Origin of the sequence: Paracidobacterium acidisoli, assembly GCF_003428625.2 — a bacterium.
Taxonomy (GTDB): Bacteria; Acidobacteriota; Terriglobia; order Terriglobales; family Acidobacteriaceae; genus Paracidobacterium; species Paracidobacterium acidisoli.
Genome location: NZ_QVQT02000001.1, coordinates 739,296 through 756,938, shown reverse-complemented (window position 1 = coordinate 756,938; position 17,643 = coordinate 739,296). Strand labels below are relative to the sequence as shown.

At 59.7% G+C, this 17,643-nt stretch carries 19 protein-coding genes; 9 read left to right on the top strand and 10 right to left on the bottom strand.

Annotated elements, in window-relative coordinates; genetic code table 11:
• The first annotated feature begins 47 nt into the window (after positions 1 to 47).
• The gene (locus D0Y96_RS03295; RefSeq protein WP_117297880.1) at positions 48 to 704 is read left to right on the top strand and encodes a TetR/AcrR family transcriptional regulator; all 657 of its coding nucleotides are present in this window, start codon (positions 48 to 50) and stop codon (positions 702 to 704) included.
• A 236-nt stretch (positions 705 to 940) separates the two neighbouring features.
• Here D0Y96_RS03295 and D0Y96_RS03290 read toward each other — a convergent pair whose 3' ends face one another.
• Positions 941 to 1,951: a hypothetical protein gene (locus D0Y96_RS03290; RefSeq protein ID WP_117297879.1), complete on the bottom strand. Its 1,011-nt coding sequence runs from the start codon at positions 1,949 to 1,951 to the stop codon at positions 941 to 943.
• Between the two features lie 622 nt (positions 1,952 to 2,573).
• Between D0Y96_RS03290 and D0Y96_RS03285 the strand changes: the two genes are divergently transcribed.
• From D0Y96_RS03285 to D0Y96_RS03275, 3 genes are all read left to right on the top strand, one after another.
• Positions 2,574 to 3,566, top strand: coding sequence for a phosphoesterase (locus D0Y96_RS03285; RefSeq protein ID WP_117297878.1), 993 nt, complete (start codon positions 2,574 to 2,576; stop codon positions 3,564 to 3,566).
• A gap of 3 nt (positions 3,567 to 3,569) precedes the next feature.
• Entirely contained in the window at positions 3,570 to 4,679 is a 1,110-nt protein-coding gene (locus D0Y96_RS03280) for a glycoside hydrolase family 130 protein (protein WP_117297877.1), read from the top strand.
• 115 nt (positions 4,680 to 4,794) lie between these two features.
• Positions 4,795 to 5,430, top strand: coding sequence for an NAD(P)-dependent oxidoreductase (locus D0Y96_RS03275; RefSeq protein ID WP_117297876.1), 636 nt, complete (start codon positions 4,795 to 4,797; stop codon positions 5,428 to 5,430).
• A gap of 17 nt (positions 5,431 to 5,447) precedes the next feature.
• On the opposite strand, the gene D0Y96_RS03270 is transcribed toward D0Y96_RS03275, so the two are convergent.
• The gene (locus D0Y96_RS03270) at positions 5,448 to 6,254 is read right to left on the bottom strand and encodes an enoyl-CoA hydratase/isomerase family protein (protein WP_117297875.1); all 807 of its coding nucleotides are present in this window, start codon (positions 6,252 to 6,254) and stop codon (positions 5,448 to 5,450) included.
• 120 nt (positions 6,255 to 6,374) lie between these two features.
• Between D0Y96_RS03270 and D0Y96_RS03265 the strand changes: the two genes are divergently transcribed.
• Positions 6,375 to 7,169, top strand: a complete 795-nt coding sequence (locus D0Y96_RS03265) for an SDR family NAD(P)-dependent oxidoreductase (RefSeq protein ID WP_117297874.1) — start codon at positions 6,375 to 6,377, stop codon at positions 7,167 to 7,169.
• Between the two features lie 4 nt (positions 7,170 to 7,173).
• On the opposite strand, the gene D0Y96_RS03260 is transcribed toward D0Y96_RS03265, so the two are convergent.
• The 6 genes from D0Y96_RS03260 to D0Y96_RS03235 all read right to left on the bottom strand — a co-directional run bounded on the left by D0Y96_RS03260 (position 7,174) and on the right by D0Y96_RS03235 (position 12,886).
• Positions 7,174 to 8,037, bottom strand: coding sequence for a hydroxymethylglutaryl-CoA lyase-like TIM-barrel protein (locus D0Y96_RS03260; RefSeq protein ID WP_117297873.1), 864 nt, complete (start codon positions 8,035 to 8,037; stop codon positions 7,174 to 7,176).
• A gap of 560 nt (positions 8,038 to 8,597) precedes the next feature.
• Positions 8,598 to 9,002 carry a hypothetical protein gene (locus D0Y96_RS03255; RefSeq protein ID WP_117297872.1) on the bottom strand — a complete coding sequence of 135 codons (405 nt, stop codon included), beginning with the start codon at positions 9,000 to 9,002 and terminating at the stop codon, positions 8,598 to 8,600.
• Positions 9,003 to 9,261: 259 nt separating this feature from the next.
• A complete protein-coding gene (locus D0Y96_RS03250; protein WP_117297871.1) occupies positions 9,262 to 9,708 on the bottom strand; it encodes a VOC family protein in 447 nt (148 codons plus the stop codon).
• Positions 9,709 to 9,985: 277 nt separating this feature from the next.
• Positions 9,986 to 11,323, bottom strand: a complete 1,338-nt coding sequence (locus tag D0Y96_RS03245; RefSeq protein WP_117297870.1) for an AlbA family DNA-binding domain-containing protein — start codon at positions 11,321 to 11,323, stop codon at positions 9,986 to 9,988.
• A gap of 34 nt (positions 11,324 to 11,357) precedes the next feature.
• Complete coding sequence (locus D0Y96_RS03240; RefSeq protein ID WP_199480158.1) at positions 11,358 to 11,531, bottom strand: VOC family protein; 174 nt, start codon at positions 11,529 to 11,531, stop codon at positions 11,358 to 11,360.
• A 389-nt stretch (positions 11,532 to 11,920) separates the two neighbouring features.
• Positions 11,921 to 12,886, bottom strand: coding sequence for a GlxA family transcriptional regulator (locus D0Y96_RS03235; RefSeq protein ID WP_117297869.1), 966 nt, complete (start codon positions 12,884 to 12,886; stop codon positions 11,921 to 11,923).
• 116 nt (positions 12,887 to 13,002) lie between these two features.
• On the opposite strand from D0Y96_RS03235, the gene D0Y96_RS03230 reads away from it, so the two are divergent.
• Positions 13,003 to 13,284, top strand: a complete 282-nt coding sequence (locus D0Y96_RS03230) for a YciI family protein (protein WP_199480157.1) — start codon at positions 13,003 to 13,005, stop codon at positions 13,282 to 13,284.
• Positions 13,285 to 13,411: 127 nt separating this feature from the next.
• Here the strand turns inward: D0Y96_RS03230 and D0Y96_RS03225 are convergent, their stop codons facing one another.
• Entirely contained in the window at positions 13,412 to 13,957 is a 546-nt protein-coding gene (locus tag D0Y96_RS03225) for a carboxymuconolactone decarboxylase family protein (RefSeq protein WP_117297867.1), read from the bottom strand.
• Between the two features lie 143 nt (positions 13,958 to 14,100).
• On the opposite strand from D0Y96_RS03225, the gene D0Y96_RS03220 reads away from it, so the two are divergent.
• Both D0Y96_RS03220 and D0Y96_RS03215 read left to right on the top strand, forming a co-directional pair.
• Positions 14,101 to 14,661: a TetR/AcrR family transcriptional regulator gene (locus D0Y96_RS03220; protein ID WP_117297866.1), complete on the top strand. Its 561-nt coding sequence runs from the start codon at positions 14,101 to 14,103 to the stop codon at positions 14,659 to 14,661.
• A 171-nt stretch (positions 14,662 to 14,832) separates the two neighbouring features.
• Positions 14,833 to 15,600 carry an SDR family NAD(P)-dependent oxidoreductase gene (locus D0Y96_RS03215; protein ID WP_117297865.1) on the top strand — a complete coding sequence of 256 codons (768 nt, stop codon included), beginning with the start codon at positions 14,833 to 14,835 and terminating at the stop codon, positions 15,598 to 15,600.
• Positions 15,601 to 15,636: 36 nt separating this feature from the next.
• Here the strand turns inward: D0Y96_RS03215 and D0Y96_RS03210 are convergent, their stop codons facing one another.
• Positions 15,637 to 16,578 carry a LysR family transcriptional regulator gene (locus D0Y96_RS03210; protein WP_117297864.1) on the bottom strand — a complete coding sequence of 314 codons (942 nt, stop codon included), beginning with the start codon at positions 16,576 to 16,578 and terminating at the stop codon, positions 15,637 to 15,639.
• A 281-nt stretch (positions 16,579 to 16,859) separates the two neighbouring features.
• Between D0Y96_RS03210 and D0Y96_RS03205 the strand changes: the two genes are divergently transcribed.
• Positions 16,860 to 17,606 carry an SDR family oxidoreductase gene (locus D0Y96_RS03205; protein WP_117298033.1) on the top strand — a complete coding sequence of 249 codons (747 nt, stop codon included), beginning with the start codon at positions 16,860 to 16,862 and terminating at the stop codon, positions 17,604 to 17,606.
• Positions 17,607 to 17,643 lie beyond the last annotated feature (37 nt).

The window sequence follows — 17,643 nt, the reverse complement described above, 5'->3', positions numbered from 1 at the left end:
ATACGAACGTCTGATACAAATGTTCCAGGGAGCCGGCTCAGATTTTTATGAACAATCGGGATGCTTTACTGCTGGCAGCGAAGCAATGTCTGCTGGAGAAGGGATATAACCGCACCACCGCCCGGGATATCGCCTCGGCAGCCGGGGTCAGTCTGGCCGCCATCGGCTATCACTTTTCCTCCAAGGAAGCTCTGCTGACGGAAGCTTTGCTGCTCGCGTTCGGCGAATGGGACCAGGATCTTCAGCAAGCGCTGCAGACCGCCATTCCGCCCGGCGTTGCGCCCGCGCAGCGATTTGAAGCCACCTGGGCAAAGATCATCGCCACCTTTGAAACCCATCGCGCGCTGTGGGTCGCCAACTTCGAAATCTTCGCGCAGATGGTGGGCCGGCCGGAGACCCGCGAGGTCATTGCGAGCAAAGTGCACCTCGCGCGCGCTGGTCTGGCGGCGATGTTTCTGAATCAGGACGAAAGCACGATCAGCGAGCAAACCGTGCGAACGATCGGCACCCTCCACCACGTGCTGCTCTCCGGACTCGTTCTTCAGTGGCTCATTGATCCCGCAGGCTCTCTGTCCGCCAAAGACCTGACGGAAGCCCTCTGTGCTACAGCCGAAAGCCTCAGGCCCGGCAGGAAGAGTTCTGAGAAGCGACCCGGGATGCAACCAGGGAACAGGAAGAGAAAAAAAGGTAGTGGGTCAGGTTGAATATTTGGGAAGGGCACGGCCTCAGCCGTGCCATCGAATGCTCCAGCATGCCGAGGCTTCAGCCACTGGGGGATGGTTTGTTTTCTCTGTGTTTCAAACTGACCCACGACGAAAAGAAAGAACGGTAACGCTCCGGTTCTGATAACTGCTCGAATCTCCGCAGACGCTGACCAGTCTGTCTCAGGACGGGCAGACTGAAAAGGCAGGCTGGACAGAACCAGTGTCCGCCGTCAGCCCTAACCCCGCGCCGGATGCCCGCTCAGAATCACCCGCGTCCGCGCCCGTGTCATCCGGATACGGCACCGCACAGGATTCGGTCCCGCGATGCATGCCGTATTGCGCACCTGCAGCCACGCCACCTCATCCGGCCCCGTCAGCATCCACGCCGTCGCGTTGGTCATGTAGTGCACCTGCTCCAGATACCCCGCCGCGTCCAGATCCACATCGGCGGCATTCGCATCCATCTGTTCGCAGATGCCCGGAGGGGGCGGCGCAGCCATCCCCGGCCTCGCCTCCGTCAGCGAGCAGTACTCCTCGTTATGCTCCAGCAGAATCCTCCGGTCCGATCCGGTCAGAAAATACCGCGTCGTCACCGGAGGAATCCGGTATGCCCACTGCCACTGGTACAGGTCCAGTGCAAACTCCGGCGGAAGCTGGCTCATCTCGATCACCTTGTCCTTCGTCCGCACCTGCTTTGAAAACACCGCGACCGTCGGCGTCGGCTCCCCGTTCGTCGGGTGAAAGTAAAACCCTCCCAGGCCGATCCCCGTTTTCATATCGATCCACAGGAACCCGCGCCCCGCCAGGTACGGGCCGCTCGTGCCTGAGAGCGTCACGTAGCGTCCGTCGCGAATCACAACCGGCGCCGGCGAGTGCTCCAGCACCATCTCCAGAGCATCCCAAAGCGGTATATCCCGCCCGTAGTGAAACTCGCAGCCGGGAACGACGCTGTGCATCACTTTTTTGAGCTGCTTATCTTTGATCGCTTTGCCCGACGGCATCCCGGCGAGGGAAGTGAGAAAAGAAAGCTGGTCGGCCGGAAGCGGGTTCTCAAAGATCGAGGGATCAAACGGCGGAGCTTCCTGGCCGGAGTCTGCCTGCCCATCCGGCGGCGGCGGAGCCTGTGTCTGAGGGTTATTCTGCCCGGTCTGTCCCGGTCCATACCCGCCGGCAGAGGCGGACTGCGCCGCAGCGCAGGTCAGAAAGAGTACTGCCAGTAAAGGGGCCCAAAGTCTCTGCAACGGCATGGCTGCCCGCCCTTCATTTTTCCGTCCGGTTCTTGTTTTATTCCGGCTCGCGCGCGTCTTAAAACGACCTTCCCTGGCTCGCATTCTATCGTTGCCCGCTCGAAGCGCGAAGACCCTGCCGTGGAATTTCACAATCGGCTTCCACGCCTCTTCCGCGCTCCCGGAATCGGCGCCGGAGGGGATCGTTTTACCTGTCAAGCTCCAATAGATGGTTCTTTCGTCAAGTGTCTCAAATAAAATGACTTAATGAAGCGGCAATTTGGCATGGAATTTCTGCTGTTTTTCTACAATGGAAGTGGAGGAATCAGCGCTCAGATCATCGGGCCGGGCTTCCTTCCGCAAAGGAGGATCGATACAAAGTGAATCCGGCAGGCACACTCAAAACCTTCCTGGCCCTAAAGATTCAAACTCATATAAATCAAGGAGATAGCTGGGGATAACCGAAGTAATCCTTCGATAATATGTTGAAAGGAAAGGCTTTGCGGGAACCACCCCCCAATAAATTCAAAACCTGAGCTTTTCCCGTCCGCCTCCGCAGCTCTCGGCTTGACACAAAGCTCGCTCCCGGCAATGCTAAAGAATTCCTGAATCAACAATATTGCGGCGGTGGGAGTCTCTACGTTTGAAGGTCCGGGTCTTTTATCACGATAAGTGTTTCGACGGAGCCTGCTCGGCTTCTCTTTTCAGCCGCTTCCATCGCGAGTGCATCCGCCAGGACGCGAGCTACGAGTTCTGGGGCCTGGTCCATCGCGCCGGAGCCCTCTTTAACGAGGCCGACTTCATCGGCGACGAAAACGCCATCGTCGATTTCAAGTACTCCGCCTCGCCGAAGATCACCTGGTGGTTCGATCACCATCTCAGCGCCTTCCTCACCCCGGAAGACCATCAGGACTATCTCCGCGGCATCGCCGACGGCCGCTACGCCGAGCGCCGCTTCTACGATCCCAAATTCATCTCCTGTACCAGCTTCCTCGCAAAGATCGCCTCGACGCACTTCGGCTTCAACGCCGAGCCGGTGAAGGATCTGATCCGCTGGGCCGACATCGTCGACGGCGCGCTCTACGAGAGCCCCGAAGCCGCCGTCGAAATGGCCGCCCCGGCGATGAAACTTACTCTGGTGATTGAATCGACCCAGGACCCGGCCTTCGTGCCGCGCCTCATCCCGCTGCTCACCGAGATGCCTCTCGCCGAGGTCCTGCAGCAGCCCTTCGTGGCCGAGCTGCTGCCCCCTCTGCTCGAGCGCCATCAGCAGGCGCTGTCGCTCATCCGCGAGCGCTCCGAGTCGAAGGATGGAACCATCTACTTCGATATCTCCGACCATCAGCTCGAGGGCTACAACAAGTTCATCCCCTACTACCTCCATCCCGAGGCGACCTACTCCATCGGTCTGTCCAAATCGAGCTTCCGCACCAAGGTGGCCGTCGGCTCGAATCCCTGGACAAAAGCCGATCCGGCGACTATGGTGAACCTCGCCGCGATCTGCGAACGCTGGGGAGGCGGCGGACATGCCCGCGTCGGTGCCATCTCTTTTCCGCCCGACCGCTCCGATGAGGCACGCGCGGCTGCCGTCGAGATCGTTGCAGAGCTGAGAGCGCACAATCCCGAACAGAAGTAGGCCATGCGACTGGCAACGATACTTACGGCGGCGGTATTCATGGCGGCTGGCTGGCAGCCGCTTTCTCATGACGCATGGGTGATCGGCCCGTTCTCCCGTCCCGCTGCCGGAAATCCGGTCATCACGCCTGATAAGGCATCCGTCTTCACCGACCCGATCCGCAAAGCGCCCGTTCACTGGGAGGCGCTGCACACCTTCAACCCGGCAGCCATCGTGCGCGACGGCAAAATCGATGTGCTCTATCGCGCCGAGGACGACACAGGCGCGATGGTGATCGGGATGCACACCTCGCGGCTCGGTCTCGCCGAAAGCTCCGACGGCATTCACTTCACCCGCCTGCCCGAGCCCATCTTCTACCCGGCGAACGACGGCCAGAAGGACCGTGAATGGCCCGGCGGCGTCGAAGATCCGCGCATCGTCGAGTCTCCGGACGGGACCTACGTTCTCACCTACACGCAATGGAATCGCCAGACCACATCCGTCGGCATCGCCACCTCCCGCGATCTGCAGCACTGGACAAAGTACGGCCCCGCTTTTCTGACCGCTGCCGGTGGCAAATACGCGAACCTCAAATACAAATCGGCAGGCATCCTGACCGAAGTGCACGATGGCCGGATGATCGCCGCGCGCCTGAACGGAAAGTACTGGATGTACTGGGGTGAAGGCGCAATCCATCTCGCCACCTCGGACGATCTCATTCACTGGATGCCTGTCGAGGACGCCAGCGGCCAGCCGGTCGAAGTGCTGAAGCCGCGTCCGGGGCATTTCGACAGCACATTTCCCGAGACCGGTCCGCCGCCGGTGCTGACGAAGGCCGGAATCGTGGTGATCTACAACGGCAAGAATGCCGTCGAAGGTGGTGACCCGAATCTCGGCCCGAATGCTTACGCCGCCGGTGAAGCGCTCTTTGACGCGCATGACCCATCGCATCGTCTGGCACAGACCTCGGAGCCGGTTCTGAAACCGGAGCTGCCGTACGAGAAGACGGGACAATACGCCGCCGGAACCACCTTCGCCGAAGGATTGGTGCTCTTCCACGGCCACTGGTTCCTCTACTACGGCTGCGCCGATTCGCTCGTCGCGGTCGTCATGGCAGACGGCAAATCCCTGTAGTCTGTGCTGGTCATCGGACCATCGCATTCGCGCCGATAGTTGTCTGATTTCTGCATCCGCGTGCTGCGCCGTCTCATCCACTGTGTGCGGCGAGCTCCGCCTCGGAGAAGGTTTTATGAACATTGTTTTGTATGGCGCCAGCGGTATGATCGGCAGCCGTGTTTTGACCGAACTCGTGCAGCGTGGTCATAAAGTCACGGCAGTCGTGCGCGATCCTTCGCGTGTGCCTTCAGGCAGCGCGGTAACAGTGGTCAAAGGCGATATGACCGATGCCGCCGATGTGGCGGCAAAGCTGAAGGGCGCGGATGCTGTCATCTCTGCATACAGCCCGGGAGCCGGGACGGAGTCCCTGCTGCTGTCCGCGACCCATGCGCTGATCAATGGGGCGAGACAGGCCGGAGTGAAGCGCGTACTGGTCGTCGGCGGAGCCGGCAGCCTGTTCGTGGCTCCGGGCATTTCACTGATTGACTCCGGTCACCTTCCGGAAGAGTACAAAGCGATCGCCATTGCACATGCCGATGCGCTGGACATTCTTCGCAATGCCGCCTCCGATCTGGAGTGGACTTATCTCAGCCCGGCTGCGTTCATTCAACCCGGAGAACGCACCGGCACGTTCCGTCTGGGCACCGATTCACTGCTTGCCGACGCTCAGGGCAACAGCCGTATTTCCGCCGAGGATTATGCCATCGCACTGGTCGATGAGCTGGAGCACCCTCAGCACATCCGGCAGCGGTTTACCGCTGCGTACTGACACCTGGAAAGCCGCTGCTACACCTTCTCCAGCTCTCGCTGTGAAGGCCACTGCGGCGGCCGCTTCTCCAGAAACGACCGGATACCTTCCTTGAAGTCCTCGGTGGTGCGGGCTTCCGTATTGGCGCGAATCGCCGATTCGATCTCTTCCAGCAGATGATGGTTGGCGTGCTCACTGAGCAGGCGTTTGGTGGCCTGCACCGCGGCCGGGCTGTTGCGCAGCAGACTGTGGGCGAGTGTGCGCGCTTCGCGCATCAGGTCCTGCTCGGGAATCACCCGGGTGAGCAGTCCCCACGCTTCGGCCTCTTCGGCATTCATCAGGCGTCCGGTCATCAGCAGGTCGCGGCAGCGCTTGTCGCCGACCTGCCCGCGCAGAAACGCGGAGACGATGGCCGGGACAAAGCCGATGCGGACCTCGGTATAGCCGAACTTGGCTTCGGGGACCGATAGCGTGAAGTCGCAGATGGTGGCAATGCCCATGCCTCCGGCAATGGCGGCGCCGTTGACGGCGGCGATGGTGGGCTTGGGCGTGTGATAGAGCGTCATCAGCAGGTTCGCCACACGCTCGGAGTCGGTCCGGTGTTCTGCCGTGGTGCGGGCATTGAGGGTTTCCAGGTGATCGAGATCGAGGCCGGCGCAGAAGGCCGATCCGGCGCCGGTGAGAATGATGACGCCGCAGGCCGGACTCTTCCCTGCGGTTTCGAGCGCGTGCGTCAGTTCCTCCATCATCTGCGGGTTCAGGGCGTTCCGTTTGGCGGGCCGGTTGAGGACAATGGTGTGAATGCCGGTATCGGTATGTGCGTGCAGTGTCTGATAGTGGTTCATATCATGTTCGTTCCTGACGAAACTCTGCATCGTACCGCAGTCAGAAGAAACCCACAATCACCGGACGCTCCTTCGCGCAGAACGCGCAGTCGTTGGTACCATGCCGGGGGAGACTGGACGATGGCGGAGAGTGTGACGGCGGCGGCAGAAGACCGGTTTGCCCGGTATCCGAGCCTGCAGGAGCGGGTGGTGCTGGTTACCGGCGGCGGTTCGGGGATCGGCGCGTCGCTGGTGGAGCATTTTGCGCACCAGGGCGCGAAGGTTGCGTTCCTGGATATCGCCAGGGAGGCATCGGAGGCGCTGGCGGCGGGGCTGGCCGGCGAGGTGAGGCATACGCCGCTGTTTCTGCCGTGCGACATTCGGGAGATTGCGGCACTGCAGCGGGCCATCGGCGAGGCCGCGGAGCGGCTGGGGCCGGTGGGCGTGCTGGTGAACAACGCAGCGCGCGACGACCGCCACACGTGGGCCGAGGTCACGCCGGAGTACTGGGACGAGATGATGGCGGTGAATCTGCGCCATCACTTCTTCGCCATCCAGGCGGTGGCGCCGGGCATGAAGGCGCTGGGCGGCGGCTCGATCATCAACCTCAGCTCGATCTCGTGGCTCATTCCCTCGACCGGGCTGCCGGCGTATGTCGCGGCCAAGGCGGCTATCGTGGGCCTGACGCGGACGATGGCGCACGAGCTGGGCGACAGCAACATCCGGGTGAACGCGGTGCTGCCTGGAGGCGTGCTGACCGAACGGCAGCAGAGGCTGTGGCGCACGCCGGAGTACGACCGGAAGATTCTGAACAGCCAGTGCATCCATCGCGATCTTCTGCCCGAGGATGTGGCGCGGCTGGTGCTGTTTCTGGCCGCGGACGACAGCTCGGCGATCACCAACCAGACGCATGTGATCGACGCAGGCTGGATCTGAGCGCTTACTGAACCGGCAGTCCGAACTTCTGCCGGATGGCGGCGGTGGCAGCGAGCAGACCGTCGAGCGGGCGCAGCGGAGGCAGCGCGGCTCCCAGGCGCTCAAGCTCGGCGAGGGCCAGCTCGGTGGCGATGTTGCCGACGAGCGCATCCTGCGCGAAGGGACAGCCGCCGAGGCCGCCGATGGCCATATCGAAGCGGCGGCAGCCGGCGCGGTATGCGGCAGCGATCTTCGCAGCCACGTCCTCGGGTCGGGCGTGAAGATGCACGCCCAGCTCCGTGTCCGGGTCCAGACCGCGGAGCACGGAGCCGGCCAGCTCTTCAATCTGTTGCGGCGTGGCGAGGCCGACGGTGTCGGCGAGCGAGATCTGTGTGATTCCGGAGTCGGTGAGCAGCTCACAGGCGGAGAGAAGCTCGTCGGCGTCCCAGGGATCGTTGTAGGGATTACCGAAGGCCATGGAGATGTAGACGACGGTCTCGAGTCCGGCCTTGTAGGCGGCCTCTCCGATGGTTTCGAGCGCTTCGAGGGATTCTTCGGGGGTCTGGTGCTGATTGCGGCGCAGGAACTCGGGTGAGATGGAGTAGGGAAATCCCAGGGTGGAGACGGCTCCGGTGGCGATGGCGCGCTCGGCTCCCTTTGCATTAACGACGATGCCGATGATGTCGACGTCGTCGGGCGGGTCGAGGTATTCGAGCACCTGCTCGGAGTCGGCCATCTGCGGGATGGCGGCAGGAGAGACGAAGGAGACGGCGTCGATGTGTTTGAAGCCGGTCTCGATGAGGACGCGGAGGTAGTCGGCCTTGACTTCGGCGGGGATGGCTTTGGGCAGTCCCTGCCAGGCATCGCGCGGACATTCGACAAGCTTCATTTATTACGTCCTATGGTTTCTGTAACCTGTTTTGATTCATCATTTTACGAGTGGATTACCATGGTTATCCTCTCGTAAAGTATTGATTTTACTGGAAAAGAGGGTGCGCCGCTTCGATAAGGCTGATTCGTTCTTTTCCATTTCGCTCTCCATCCTCTGAGGATAGCGGATCGGGAGAAATTTCATGCCAGATTTCTGTTTCCGGAAGATGTCTGGAATCAGTGGGTTGCGAGAGTTACTTCATTTCGGGCCTTGACATGCGATCGAGAGAGAAAAAGCGTGTTCCGGCGGCCCCGGGGTTTCTATCGATCTCACTGGCGCGAGACGAGAAACGACTGCAGACCCCTCGACTTCGCTCGGGATGACAAGGGAGGGATTTGGGAAGGCAACCAGGAAAGATCTTTCATTCCCATGTCCGAAAATCCGGACATGGGGCGCCCGGCATTCCCACCTTAGCTGCGCGAAGGTGGGGCACCCGGCAGATTCTCGACTTCGCTCGGGATGACAAAGGGAGGGATTGGGATGGCAACGGGGATTGGGGATGGCAGGGTCGATGCGGCCTAGGGGTTGGCGTGCAGCCAGGCGAGCGAAGCGACCCCGACCACTCCGAAGAGGTGGACGATGCCGGCGGTGAGCAGGGCGGTGACCCAGCCTTTGGAACGGAGGACGAATTTCATGACCAGCCCATAGAGAGGGAACTGGAGGTACATCATGAGCTGCGCGAGAGTGTTGGCGAGCCCGCCGGAGAGGCCGAGCGACGGCTCCCGGAGCAGCAGCACGTAAGGATAGAGGAGTGTGAAGCCGCGGGGGCCTTCGAGCGCGACGATGCTGGCGGCGCGGACGGCGAAGGGCGTGACCAGAATGCCGAGAAGGACGGGCAGCCAGGTGACCAGGCCGGGACCGGATTTCTTTTTCTTTCGGGCAGAGGACTTCCTGCGAGGCTCGGCAGAAGAGGCTGAGGGCATGTGTTGAGGATACCCCGGGAGACGGGCTGCGTGCGGCGGCAACTCCCGGGTTGTTCCATTGGAAGAAGCTATGTAGCTGACGGGTGGGCCGGAATTACTTCCGCTGTGCCGACTCCTCAGGACCGATCGGGCAATTGAGACGTTGACTCGCAGAGGTCTGCAGGCAGGACTCCAGGCGAGGCGCTCCACAGACGCGCCGGCAGTTACGAAGCGGAGGTTCGTAACTGTTTAAATCCGCACCCGCAGGCGGGGTTGAGCGTTAACCATAGGTGAGGGTGGTGCTCTGTCCGACCTCGATAAGATAGCCGTCGGGGTCGCGGATGTAGCAGCGTATCTCGCCGTATTTGGGAATCGGCTCTGTGATGAACTCGGCCCCTCGACCTTTCCATAGTTCATAGCACGCCTGAATATCCGCGACGCGGAGGTTCAGAAAGCTGTTGATGTGATTCGGGTCGGGAACGCTGAGGGTGACGGTCGGCTTGTCCGGTGTGGGCCCTCCCCCGACGTTCAGGATCATCCAGATATTCGCGAGCAGAAGGTAGGCGGGCGCGTTGCCGTCACCCATGCTCAGAATGCGAGCGCCGAAGACCGTTTCGTAGTAGCGGGCCGACCGCTCGATGTCGGTGACGGTGAGAAAGTGCGCGATGCTGATCCCTTCCTTCGGGGGCATCTCATAGCTCTTCTGCTCGATTTGTACGCTGTTCATAGACAACTCCTTTTCCGATACAGAACCCGGCGGTGATGAAACGCCCTGAATCCGTCGTATGGCACCCCGTTTCGTTGCCTCGCGACAACGTGAAGCCGCGAACATCGGTTAAGTCGAATTTGATTGTCCACTCCTGGGAATAGTCAACGGCCCCTCGAATACCTGTCGTTTGCGACAAGATAAGGTTGGATCGGTAACGAGAAACGCGCCTAGCGGAAGTGATGGGCGCTCACCTGCGTCGCTTCCTATAAGACGACTTGTCAATACCATTTCCCCGTTAAAACTGGCGTTGAATGAACTTCTGCTGCAAAGACACAAGCATCTGCTCATTTGGATCATTCCAGTTGTACAGTTCGAAAATCCGTCTTACGATCTTCCGGGCAATAGCTTCAGGATCGGCTCGCAAATCTGAGATGGTTGCTGTTTCTTCAATCTTGAAACATGGCACAACTGTTTGTAAGTCCCCATATAAGAGCACTGTCGGATCAGTGGATATCAGCCTGCGCCCCCGAACGCCTGATGCTTTAACGATCAAATGGACGCTTTCATCGACCGTAAGAAACGACTCAAAGAAACGCCTGGCAAAGAGAAGCCACTCAGTGGTTGCATAGATCAGCCCAATAAACGAGGTGACTTTGTCGTTCGCAAAAGCCTTCCAGTGATCTTCCCAGGCTCCTGAACGCCAGACAACGAGACCACTCTTATACACTCTGAGCGCCTCAGGACTACGCACTCTGTCTTCATCTACCGATTGAGATCCCCCATCGAAGTTCGCCCACCTTGCAGCGCCCACTCTCCCGGCATACGGAAACGTCCACCCACGGAGGTTTATGGCTGATTGCTGCACGAGAGATTGAATCTCTGCAGCGGATTGCATCCTACTTGGGATGTAAGTTCCCGGTCGCATCTCCAGGGTCCAATGGGTCACCTCGCCCGTCAATCCGGGGAATTCTGAAAAGTAATTCTCCGCTTCCTGGAACTCATCCTTGAATTCCTCGCCCGGTTCGGTTGGCCGATTGTATTCGCTCGGCTGAATGATCTGTTTGAATGCTTTCAGCAATTCATCCTGGCGACGTAACAAGCCACGGTTCAGGAGTTCACGCATTTCCTGGGCATCTTCGATTACCTGCGACGTCGCGCGGTCTGTTCTCTTGTACAGTGCGGCCTTCCTGAGAATCATCCTGCGCGAATCGACCGAACTATTGGCATCTCGCGCACAGAGGATCGGAATTTCAGAGAATTCCGGAATGTCTATCACCACGAGCCGCTTTTCGCCGATCTCGATTCGATGTACGTTGGCTGTATGGCGGGGATCGGTGTACTTCTGCACAAAGTTGTTGAACTTTGTTTGATCGAATGATAGAGCCTGCTCTTCGGTGAGCCCTTCGAGAGCGCCGGACTTGTCATCAACGCCAATCAGGATCACCCCGCCATCACGTGTATTTGCAAAGGCCAGAACATCCTTGGTGATCTCGCACTTTTCGTCGTTATTTGCGTCAGACCACGAGAATGCGCACTTATAGTCTAGGTTACGGTTCTCGTTCCCCAACTCGATTAGTTCCTGAATTCTCTCTTTCGAAATCACCTGCCAATAGTAAATCAGGACCGTTGACAACTCCTGCTTCTAAACGCTGATGGCACTTACGCGTTTATCCCGCCACGAGCTGCTGGCCTCCGTCTATGTTGTACGTCGCGTAGAATTCCTTCGCGCGATCGATATCGGAGACAGGGATCACGACGATTTCAAACTTCATGTCGACTTTGGCTACGCCTGCCTCGCCGGCAGCGTTGCTGCTCTGCACTTCAGGGGTCGCATTTGCCATGTTCCTTCCTCCTTTGTGGCCTATAAGGAGCTTCCGCGGAACGCCTTGTTCGCTGAAATTGTTCCGCTGAAAAGTTCATCCGCTTCCTCTTTACTCAGAGAGGTACGAATGACCGGAGCTGACGCGCTTTGCCGGTGATGATGCTCTCGACGCTGATGTCCCGCAACGTGCCTTCTTTACGGGGCGATCCGGGTGAAAAGGTCTTGCCTGGAAGAGATCTCAGGGAATCGGGCCGGCCGATCTCTTTGCCTGGGGCCTGTGCCGCTGAGCTTCATCGACGCGCACGGAAGGCCGAACGCGGCAAGTATATACCCGCGATCCACAGGGAAATCTGTAAATCCATGATGAATCCGGCGGCGTTCCCACGGCATGAAATGGCCTGTGCGGCATCAGTGCAGCTCGGCGCGTATTTCGCGCACTCCGCGTCCAAGCCGCTGGCGCAGGAGCGTCCGTAACGTCGCGCCGTCGGCATAGCCGACCTCGGCTGCAATGGCTTCGATGTTGTGGCCGCTGCGGCGCAGAAGCGACTGAGCGTGCTCCACGCGCAGGTCCTGGAAGTAGGCAAGGGGCGACTTGCCGAGCACCGCATCGCAGCGGCGCTGCAGCGTGCGAGCACTGGTGGCCAGAGCCCTTGCGGCCTGCTGCAGCGAGAAGCCTTCGCGAAGGTGTTCTCTGGACCACCGCTCGAAGCGCAGAATCAGCGGATCGGCCTGCGCCAGATGATTGGGAATGATATAGGGGGCCTGCGAAGAACGTATGTCGGCGAGCAGGTAGCGCGAGACGGTTCCTGCCAGCTCGGGACTGGCCTGCCGTATCAGCCACAGCGCAAGATCGAGATGCCCCATCGCGGCTCCGGCTGTCACGCCCCGGTCGAATGGCACGAGCATCCGGGACTCGTCGAGCCGGACATGGGGGTAACGCTGCCGAAAGAACGGAGCGAGCGACCATGTGGTCGTCGCTTCCTGCTGATCGAGAAGGCCAGCTTCGGCAAGCAGGAAGGTTCCGATACAGGAAGCGCCGATCTGAGCGCCTTTGGCGGTCCACTTCAGCAGCTGAGAGATTGCCTCACGCACGTCGGGCCGGCTGAGAGCAGGCAGCAACGCCGCGGGTGTCGTAGCCCTGAGCGCCGGAACGATGACCCAGTCGGGCCGCAGACCGGGCGTAACAGGCTTCACGGGCACGGTGAGCCCCTGAGCGGTCCGAACCCTTCGCCGGACACCGGCGACCGTCAGGTCGAAGCGAGGCGTTCCGCCGAAGAGCCTGGCGGAAAGAGCGCTGGCGGTTGAGAAGGCGTCGAGCGCTACGGTAAGCCCGGTGTCGAATACTCCATCGAGGGCGAGTACTACAATCCGCATGGCGTAACTGACCTTAAAGTTGGCGTTTACGACTCTCCTATTTTACCCTGCCGGCGGCTAGATTAGTCCTTGTCGGACATCGTGACGATGCGACAAGGAGATGACTCATGAAAGTTATGGCTATTGGAACGCTCGACGCTCCCATGACCCCGGAGCAGCGGCAGGAGATTATGCCGAAGGAAGTGCCTCACACCCTCAGGTTGTATCTCGAGGGTAAGATCGAGCAGTTCTGGTTCCGCGCGGACACCGGGCCGATCTTCCTGATGAACGCTGAATCGGTGGAAGAGGCCAAAGCGATCGTCGATGATATGCCGCTCGTAACCGGCGGCCTGATGAAATATCAACTCTGGCCGGTGGGCCCGCTCGCGCCACTGGGTCTGCTGATCCAGGGCAGGTAGGGCAGCGGTGATCGCGGAAGAATTTTTCTCTGCAGGGCGCTGAAGAAGGAGTGACGGAATTCTGCACGTGGATATCGACACGCGGGCCGGAGCAACAGCATCTCGCCGCTCCGGCCGCTGTCCCGTCTCAGGCAGCTTCCGAAGAGGATACCTTCGGGAAGTCGATGTCCACATCCGCAGCTACATTGAAGTAGTTGGTAAAAACGTTCAGGGCGACATGCGCAATGATCTCCGCGATTTCACCTTCGGAGAATCCGGTATCGCGGACGGCGGAGAGATCGGATTCGCTGACCTGGCCCTTCGTCTCCAGAACGCGCTTCGCAAAGGTCAGAGCTGCCGTGGTTTTCGCGCTGCCGCCGTCGCCTTTGCGGCTAGCAACGATCTGCTCGTGGTTCAGGCCAACCATTCTGCCGATTGCGGTATGCGCCGAGAGGCAGTAGTCGCAGTGGTTTTGCTGCGCCGTGAGCAAGGCAAGCTGTTCGCGGGTTTTGGCGTCGAGCAGGCCATCGGCGAGCGCGCCGCTGAAGCCCAGGTAGGATGCGAGCACTGCCGGTGAGGCCGCCATCACTCTGGTCATATTCGGCACGATACCGAGCCTGCCCTTCACTGCATCGAGCAGTTCTCCGGCGTTTCCGGTGGCGGTGGAGGGATCAACAGCGTGTAAACGGGACATGTCTTTTGCTCCTGAGTGGCCTTTCAGGCCGGATGGGTGGTGCATCTATGTGATTACCGATCGTTCGGTAGGGATTCAGGGAAGTTTTATGCTCTTATGTGAATCCCTGCCGAATGTTCGGCATATATAAAGAGAGAACATCTATGGCACACCGAACCATCAGTGATGAGGCCTTTCTTGCCACGGCGCTGGACCTGTTCCGTACCTACGGATTTGAGGGCGCCAGCCTGAAGCGGCTTGCGGATGCGACGGGCCTTGAAAAGGCGAGCCTTTACTATCGCTACCCGGGCGGTAAGGACGAGATCGCGATGGCTATCGCCAGGGATGTGGTGATCTGGTTCCAGGCCAATGTCTTCGATCCGCTTGCGAGCGGCGGCTCCACGCGGAAGCGTGTTTCCTTTGTAGCCGAGCGGCTGAAGACGTTTTATTCAGGGGGGTCGAAGGCCTGTCTGATGGATGTGCTCTCGATTCCTGGCGGTTCTGAAGAGCTGCAGCTCGCTCTGCGGGGAGCGATGCAGGCCTGGGTGGGAGCCTTTGCGCAGGTGGCGAAGGAGAGCGGTCTGGGGATTGCTGCAGCACGCCTGAGGGCTGAGGAAGCGATCGTCAGGATCGAAGGCTCGCTGATTCTTGCCAGAGTTCTGGGGGACACCGCGGGATTCGAGCGCGTACTGAAGTCATTGCCTGATCTTCTGACCACAGCCTGACGCGTCTCGTACGCATTCGACTGATGCCTGCTGGTAATCAGTCCGATGAGTTCTTGCCACGCAACGTTGACGGCTGCCGGCAATCTACTCCACTAGTTCAGTTTGGTTCTGCGTGGTGGGACTCAACAGTTTCCGCGCTCGAACTGACAACTCACTGGAGGATTCGTCAGGATGTCAAAGCCACTGGAAAATAAGCTCGCTCTCGTCACTGGATCGTCACGAGGCATCGGAGCCGCGATTGCAGCTCGTCTGGCTGCCGAAGGCGCTCACGTTATCGTCAACTATGCCGCAAGCCCGGCCCGCGCCGAGCAGGTGGTGTCAGAAATCGTCAGTGCCGGAGGTCATGCCGAGGCGGTTCAGGCTGACCTGAGCACGGTGGAAGGCACCAAAGCGCTTGCCTCGTCTGTAGACAAGGTCTTCGGCGGCAGGTTTGGCGGACGCCTCGACATTCTCGTCAACAATGCGGGCACCGTGGAGTTTGGGCCGTTCCTCGAATCTTCAGAGAGCTCCTATGACAGGCACTTCAACCTGAACGTGCGCTCGCTGATCGCATTGACCAGAGATCTTGCTCCGCGCATGATCAGGGCGAAATGGGGCCGGATCATCAACATTGGCTCCTGCCTTGGTGAAGCTGCGCCTCTGCCTGGCGTAACACTGTATGTTGCCACCAAGTTTGCGGTGCGGGGCTTCACACGGGCACTTTCGCGCGAGCTTGGCGCTACAGGAGTGACCGTCAATAACGTGCAGCCGGGCGCGATCGATACGGAGCTGAGTCCGGATGATGATGGCCCCGCTGCCCAGATGATGAAAAAGCTGATGAGCGTCGGCCGCTTCGGCCGGACGGAGGAAATTGCATCCGCGGTGGCCTTTATCGCCAGCCCGGAATCGGCATTCATCAACGGCGAAAGCCTGACGGTAGATGGCGGCTGGAACGCGTAATCAGGCGTTGCGTCACGCTCGGGCGTGCCGCATCGATCAGCTCTTCGCGCGGCCGGCTGATTCGAGCAGCTGCCGCGCATCGCTTCGGATAGCTTTGCATTCCTTATCGACGAGCCTGATGAAGCTCTGGAGCGTGGATGGCTGAGAGTCTTTACGCCATGCCAGTATCAGGTCGGCCCGGTAGTCATCGTGCTGCAGGCGAAGGAAGCGAACTCCCGGAGGACGCTGATTCATGGCGCATGCGGGTATCAGTGCGATGCCTTGCCCAGCCGCCACCAGCGTGAACAGCGTCTGCATAAAATCGGCTTCGCTCGCTATTCTGGGGGCGAAGCCTGCCTTTTGGCACATGCCAAGGATCGCATCATAGACAGTGGGAGCGCCGTTGCGCTGAAGAAGAATGAACTGTTCTTCAGACAGGTCTTCGATCTTGAGCTTCCGGCTCGCAAAGCGGTAAGCCGCGTGAACCGCAACCACCAGCGGTTCACGAAGTATCGACTTGACCTCAAGATCAGGAGCGAGCTTCTTTGAGAAAGGCAGCCGCGTGATGCCTGCGTCTATCTCTCGTTGCAGAAACGCGAGCTCCTGCTGAGGGGGATTCATCTCCCGGAGCAAAATCTGAACACCAGGCTGGAGCTCCTTATATTGCTGCACCAGCCGCGGCAAAAAGCCATAGGTGGCCACACTGCAAAAGGCGAGCGTCAATGTTCCAAACTCGCCGCGCGCCGCGCGCCGGGCGGCTTCAGCCGCGTGATCGGCCTGCTGCAGGGTCAGCAGCGTCTGCTTATAGAAGACTTCTCCCTGTGCAGTCAGCCGGACCGTCCTGCCGGAACGCGCGAAGAGTGCGACGCCAAGCTCCTGCTCTAACTGAGTGAGAGTTTTGCTGATCGCCGGCTGAGAGATGTGGAGAAACCGCGAGGCCTCCCGAAAGCCTTTCCGATCGGCCACAGCAACAAAGTAACGCAGATGCCTCAACTCCACTGAAAACCTCTGCGAATCATTCGACCCGCATTATGAATATATTCGAATCGTTCGCCAACGCGGCTATTCGCGCAGATGCCGGCGCGGCAGCCGCACCACTCAAACGGATACCTTTGATTTTTTTGCATTCGCAGCATGCATGTCACGAAATGCTCCTCTGCCAGGTCTTTACTGGTAGATGAGCCTGTTCAGCATCAGCAGCTGCTTCGGGCGATACACTCCTTTCCGGGAAAACCGGCTTTACAGCGTGCTCGATGCGGAGCACGGCGAAAGGATGGGTCATGAAAATCGTAGTGATCGGCGGTAGTGGACTTATCGGATCAAAGCTCGTTCCACAACTTCGTGAACAGGGGCACGAAGCGATCGCGGCATCCCCAAAGTCCGGCGTCAATACGGTGACGGGCGAGGGGCTGGCCGAAGTGCTGAAGGGTGCATCAGTCGTCGTGGACGTATCCAATGCTCCGTCATGGGAAGACGCGGCTGTGATGCATTTCTTTGAGACGTCGACCCGCAATCTCCTCGCCCAGGAAGCGGCCGCAGGCGCGGGGCATCACGTGGCATTGTCCGTCGTGGGAACGGAACGCCTGCTCGAGAGCGGCTACTTCCGCGCCAAGATCGCTCAGGAAAATCTGATCAGGGCTTCCTCCATTCCTTACTCGATCGTTCGCGCGACGCAGTTCTATGAATTCGTGAAAGGCATCGCCGATTTTTCCACCCGGGGCAACGAGGTACACCTGCCGTCTGCACTGATCCAGCCTATGGCCGCGGACGATGTCGCCAGTGCGGTAGGCCGCGTCGCCACGGGCTCACCGGTGAATGGCATTGTGGAAGCAGGGGGACCGCAGCAGTTCCACCTCGATGAACTTATCCGGCGAGGTCTGGCCGCATGGAAGGATCAGCGGAAGGTTGTCGCCGATCCACAGGCGACTTACTACGGCGTGAAGGTGACCGAGCGCGCACTGGTTCCCGAAGACAACGCACGGCTCGGAACGATGCGATTCGACGAATGGCTTGGCCAGACTGCTTAGCTCGAGTCTGTTTAGCCTGGGAACAGTAGGCCGCCAG

What these genes read in the sequence shown, in the direction of transcription:
- D0Y96_RS03230 (WP_199480157.1), top strand. Translation starts at nt 13,003, where the DNA reads ATGGCTATTGGAACGCTCGACGCTCCCATGACCCCGGAGCAGCGGCAG.
- D0Y96_RS03260 (WP_117297873.1), bottom strand. Translation starts at nt 8,037, where the DNA reads ATGAAGCTTGTCGAATGTCCGCGCGATGCCTGGCAGGGACTGCCCAAA.
- D0Y96_RS03295 (WP_117297880.1), top strand. Translation starts at nt 48, where the DNA reads ATGAACAATCGGGATGCTTTACTGCTGGCAGCGAAGCAATGTCTGCTG.
- D0Y96_RS03205 (WP_117298033.1), top strand. Translation starts at nt 16,860, where the DNA reads ATGAAAATCGTAGTGATCGGCGGTAGTGGACTTATCGGATCAAAGCTC.
- D0Y96_RS03220 (WP_117297866.1), top strand. Translation starts at nt 14,101, where the DNA reads ATGGCACACCGAACCATCAGTGATGAGGCCTTTCTTGCCACGGCGCTG.
- D0Y96_RS03280 (WP_117297877.1), top strand. Translation starts at nt 3,570, where the DNA reads ATGCGACTGGCAACGATACTTACGGCGGCGGTATTCATGGCGGCTGGC.
- D0Y96_RS03225 (WP_117297867.1), bottom strand. Translation starts at nt 13,957, where the DNA reads ATGTCCCGTTTACACGCTGTTGATCCCTCCACCGCCACCGGAAACGCC.
- D0Y96_RS03265 (WP_117297874.1), top strand. Translation starts at nt 6,375, where the DNA reads ATGGCGGAGAGTGTGACGGCGGCGGCAGAAGACCGGTTTGCCCGGTAT.
- D0Y96_RS03290 (WP_117297879.1), bottom strand. Translation starts at nt 1,951, where the DNA reads ATGCCGTTGCAGAGACTTTGGGCCCCTTTACTGGCAGTACTCTTTCTG.
- D0Y96_RS03215 (WP_117297865.1), top strand. Translation starts at nt 14,833, where the DNA reads ATGTCAAAGCCACTGGAAAATAAGCTCGCTCTCGTCACTGGATCGTCA.
- D0Y96_RS03275 (WP_117297876.1), top strand. Translation starts at nt 4,795, where the DNA reads ATGAACATTGTTTTGTATGGCGCCAGCGGTATGATCGGCAGCCGTGTT.
- D0Y96_RS03270 (WP_117297875.1), bottom strand. Translation starts at nt 6,254, where the DNA reads ATGAACCACTATCAGACACTGCACGCACATACCGATACCGGCATTCAC.
- D0Y96_RS03240 (WP_199480158.1), bottom strand. Translation starts at nt 11,531, where the DNA reads ATGGCAAATGCGACCCCTGAAGTGCAGAGCAGCAACGCTGCCGGCGAG.
- D0Y96_RS03250 (WP_117297871.1), bottom strand. Translation starts at nt 9,708, where the DNA reads ATGAACAGCGTACAAATCGAGCAGAAGAGCTATGAGATGCCCCCGAAG.
- D0Y96_RS03255 (WP_117297872.1), bottom strand. Translation starts at nt 9,002, where the DNA reads ATGCCCTCAGCCTCTTCTGCCGAGCCTCGCAGGAAGTCCTCTGCCCGA.
- D0Y96_RS03235 (WP_117297869.1), bottom strand. Translation starts at nt 12,886, where the DNA reads ATGCGGATTGTAGTACTCGCCCTCGATGGAGTATTCGACACCGGGCTT.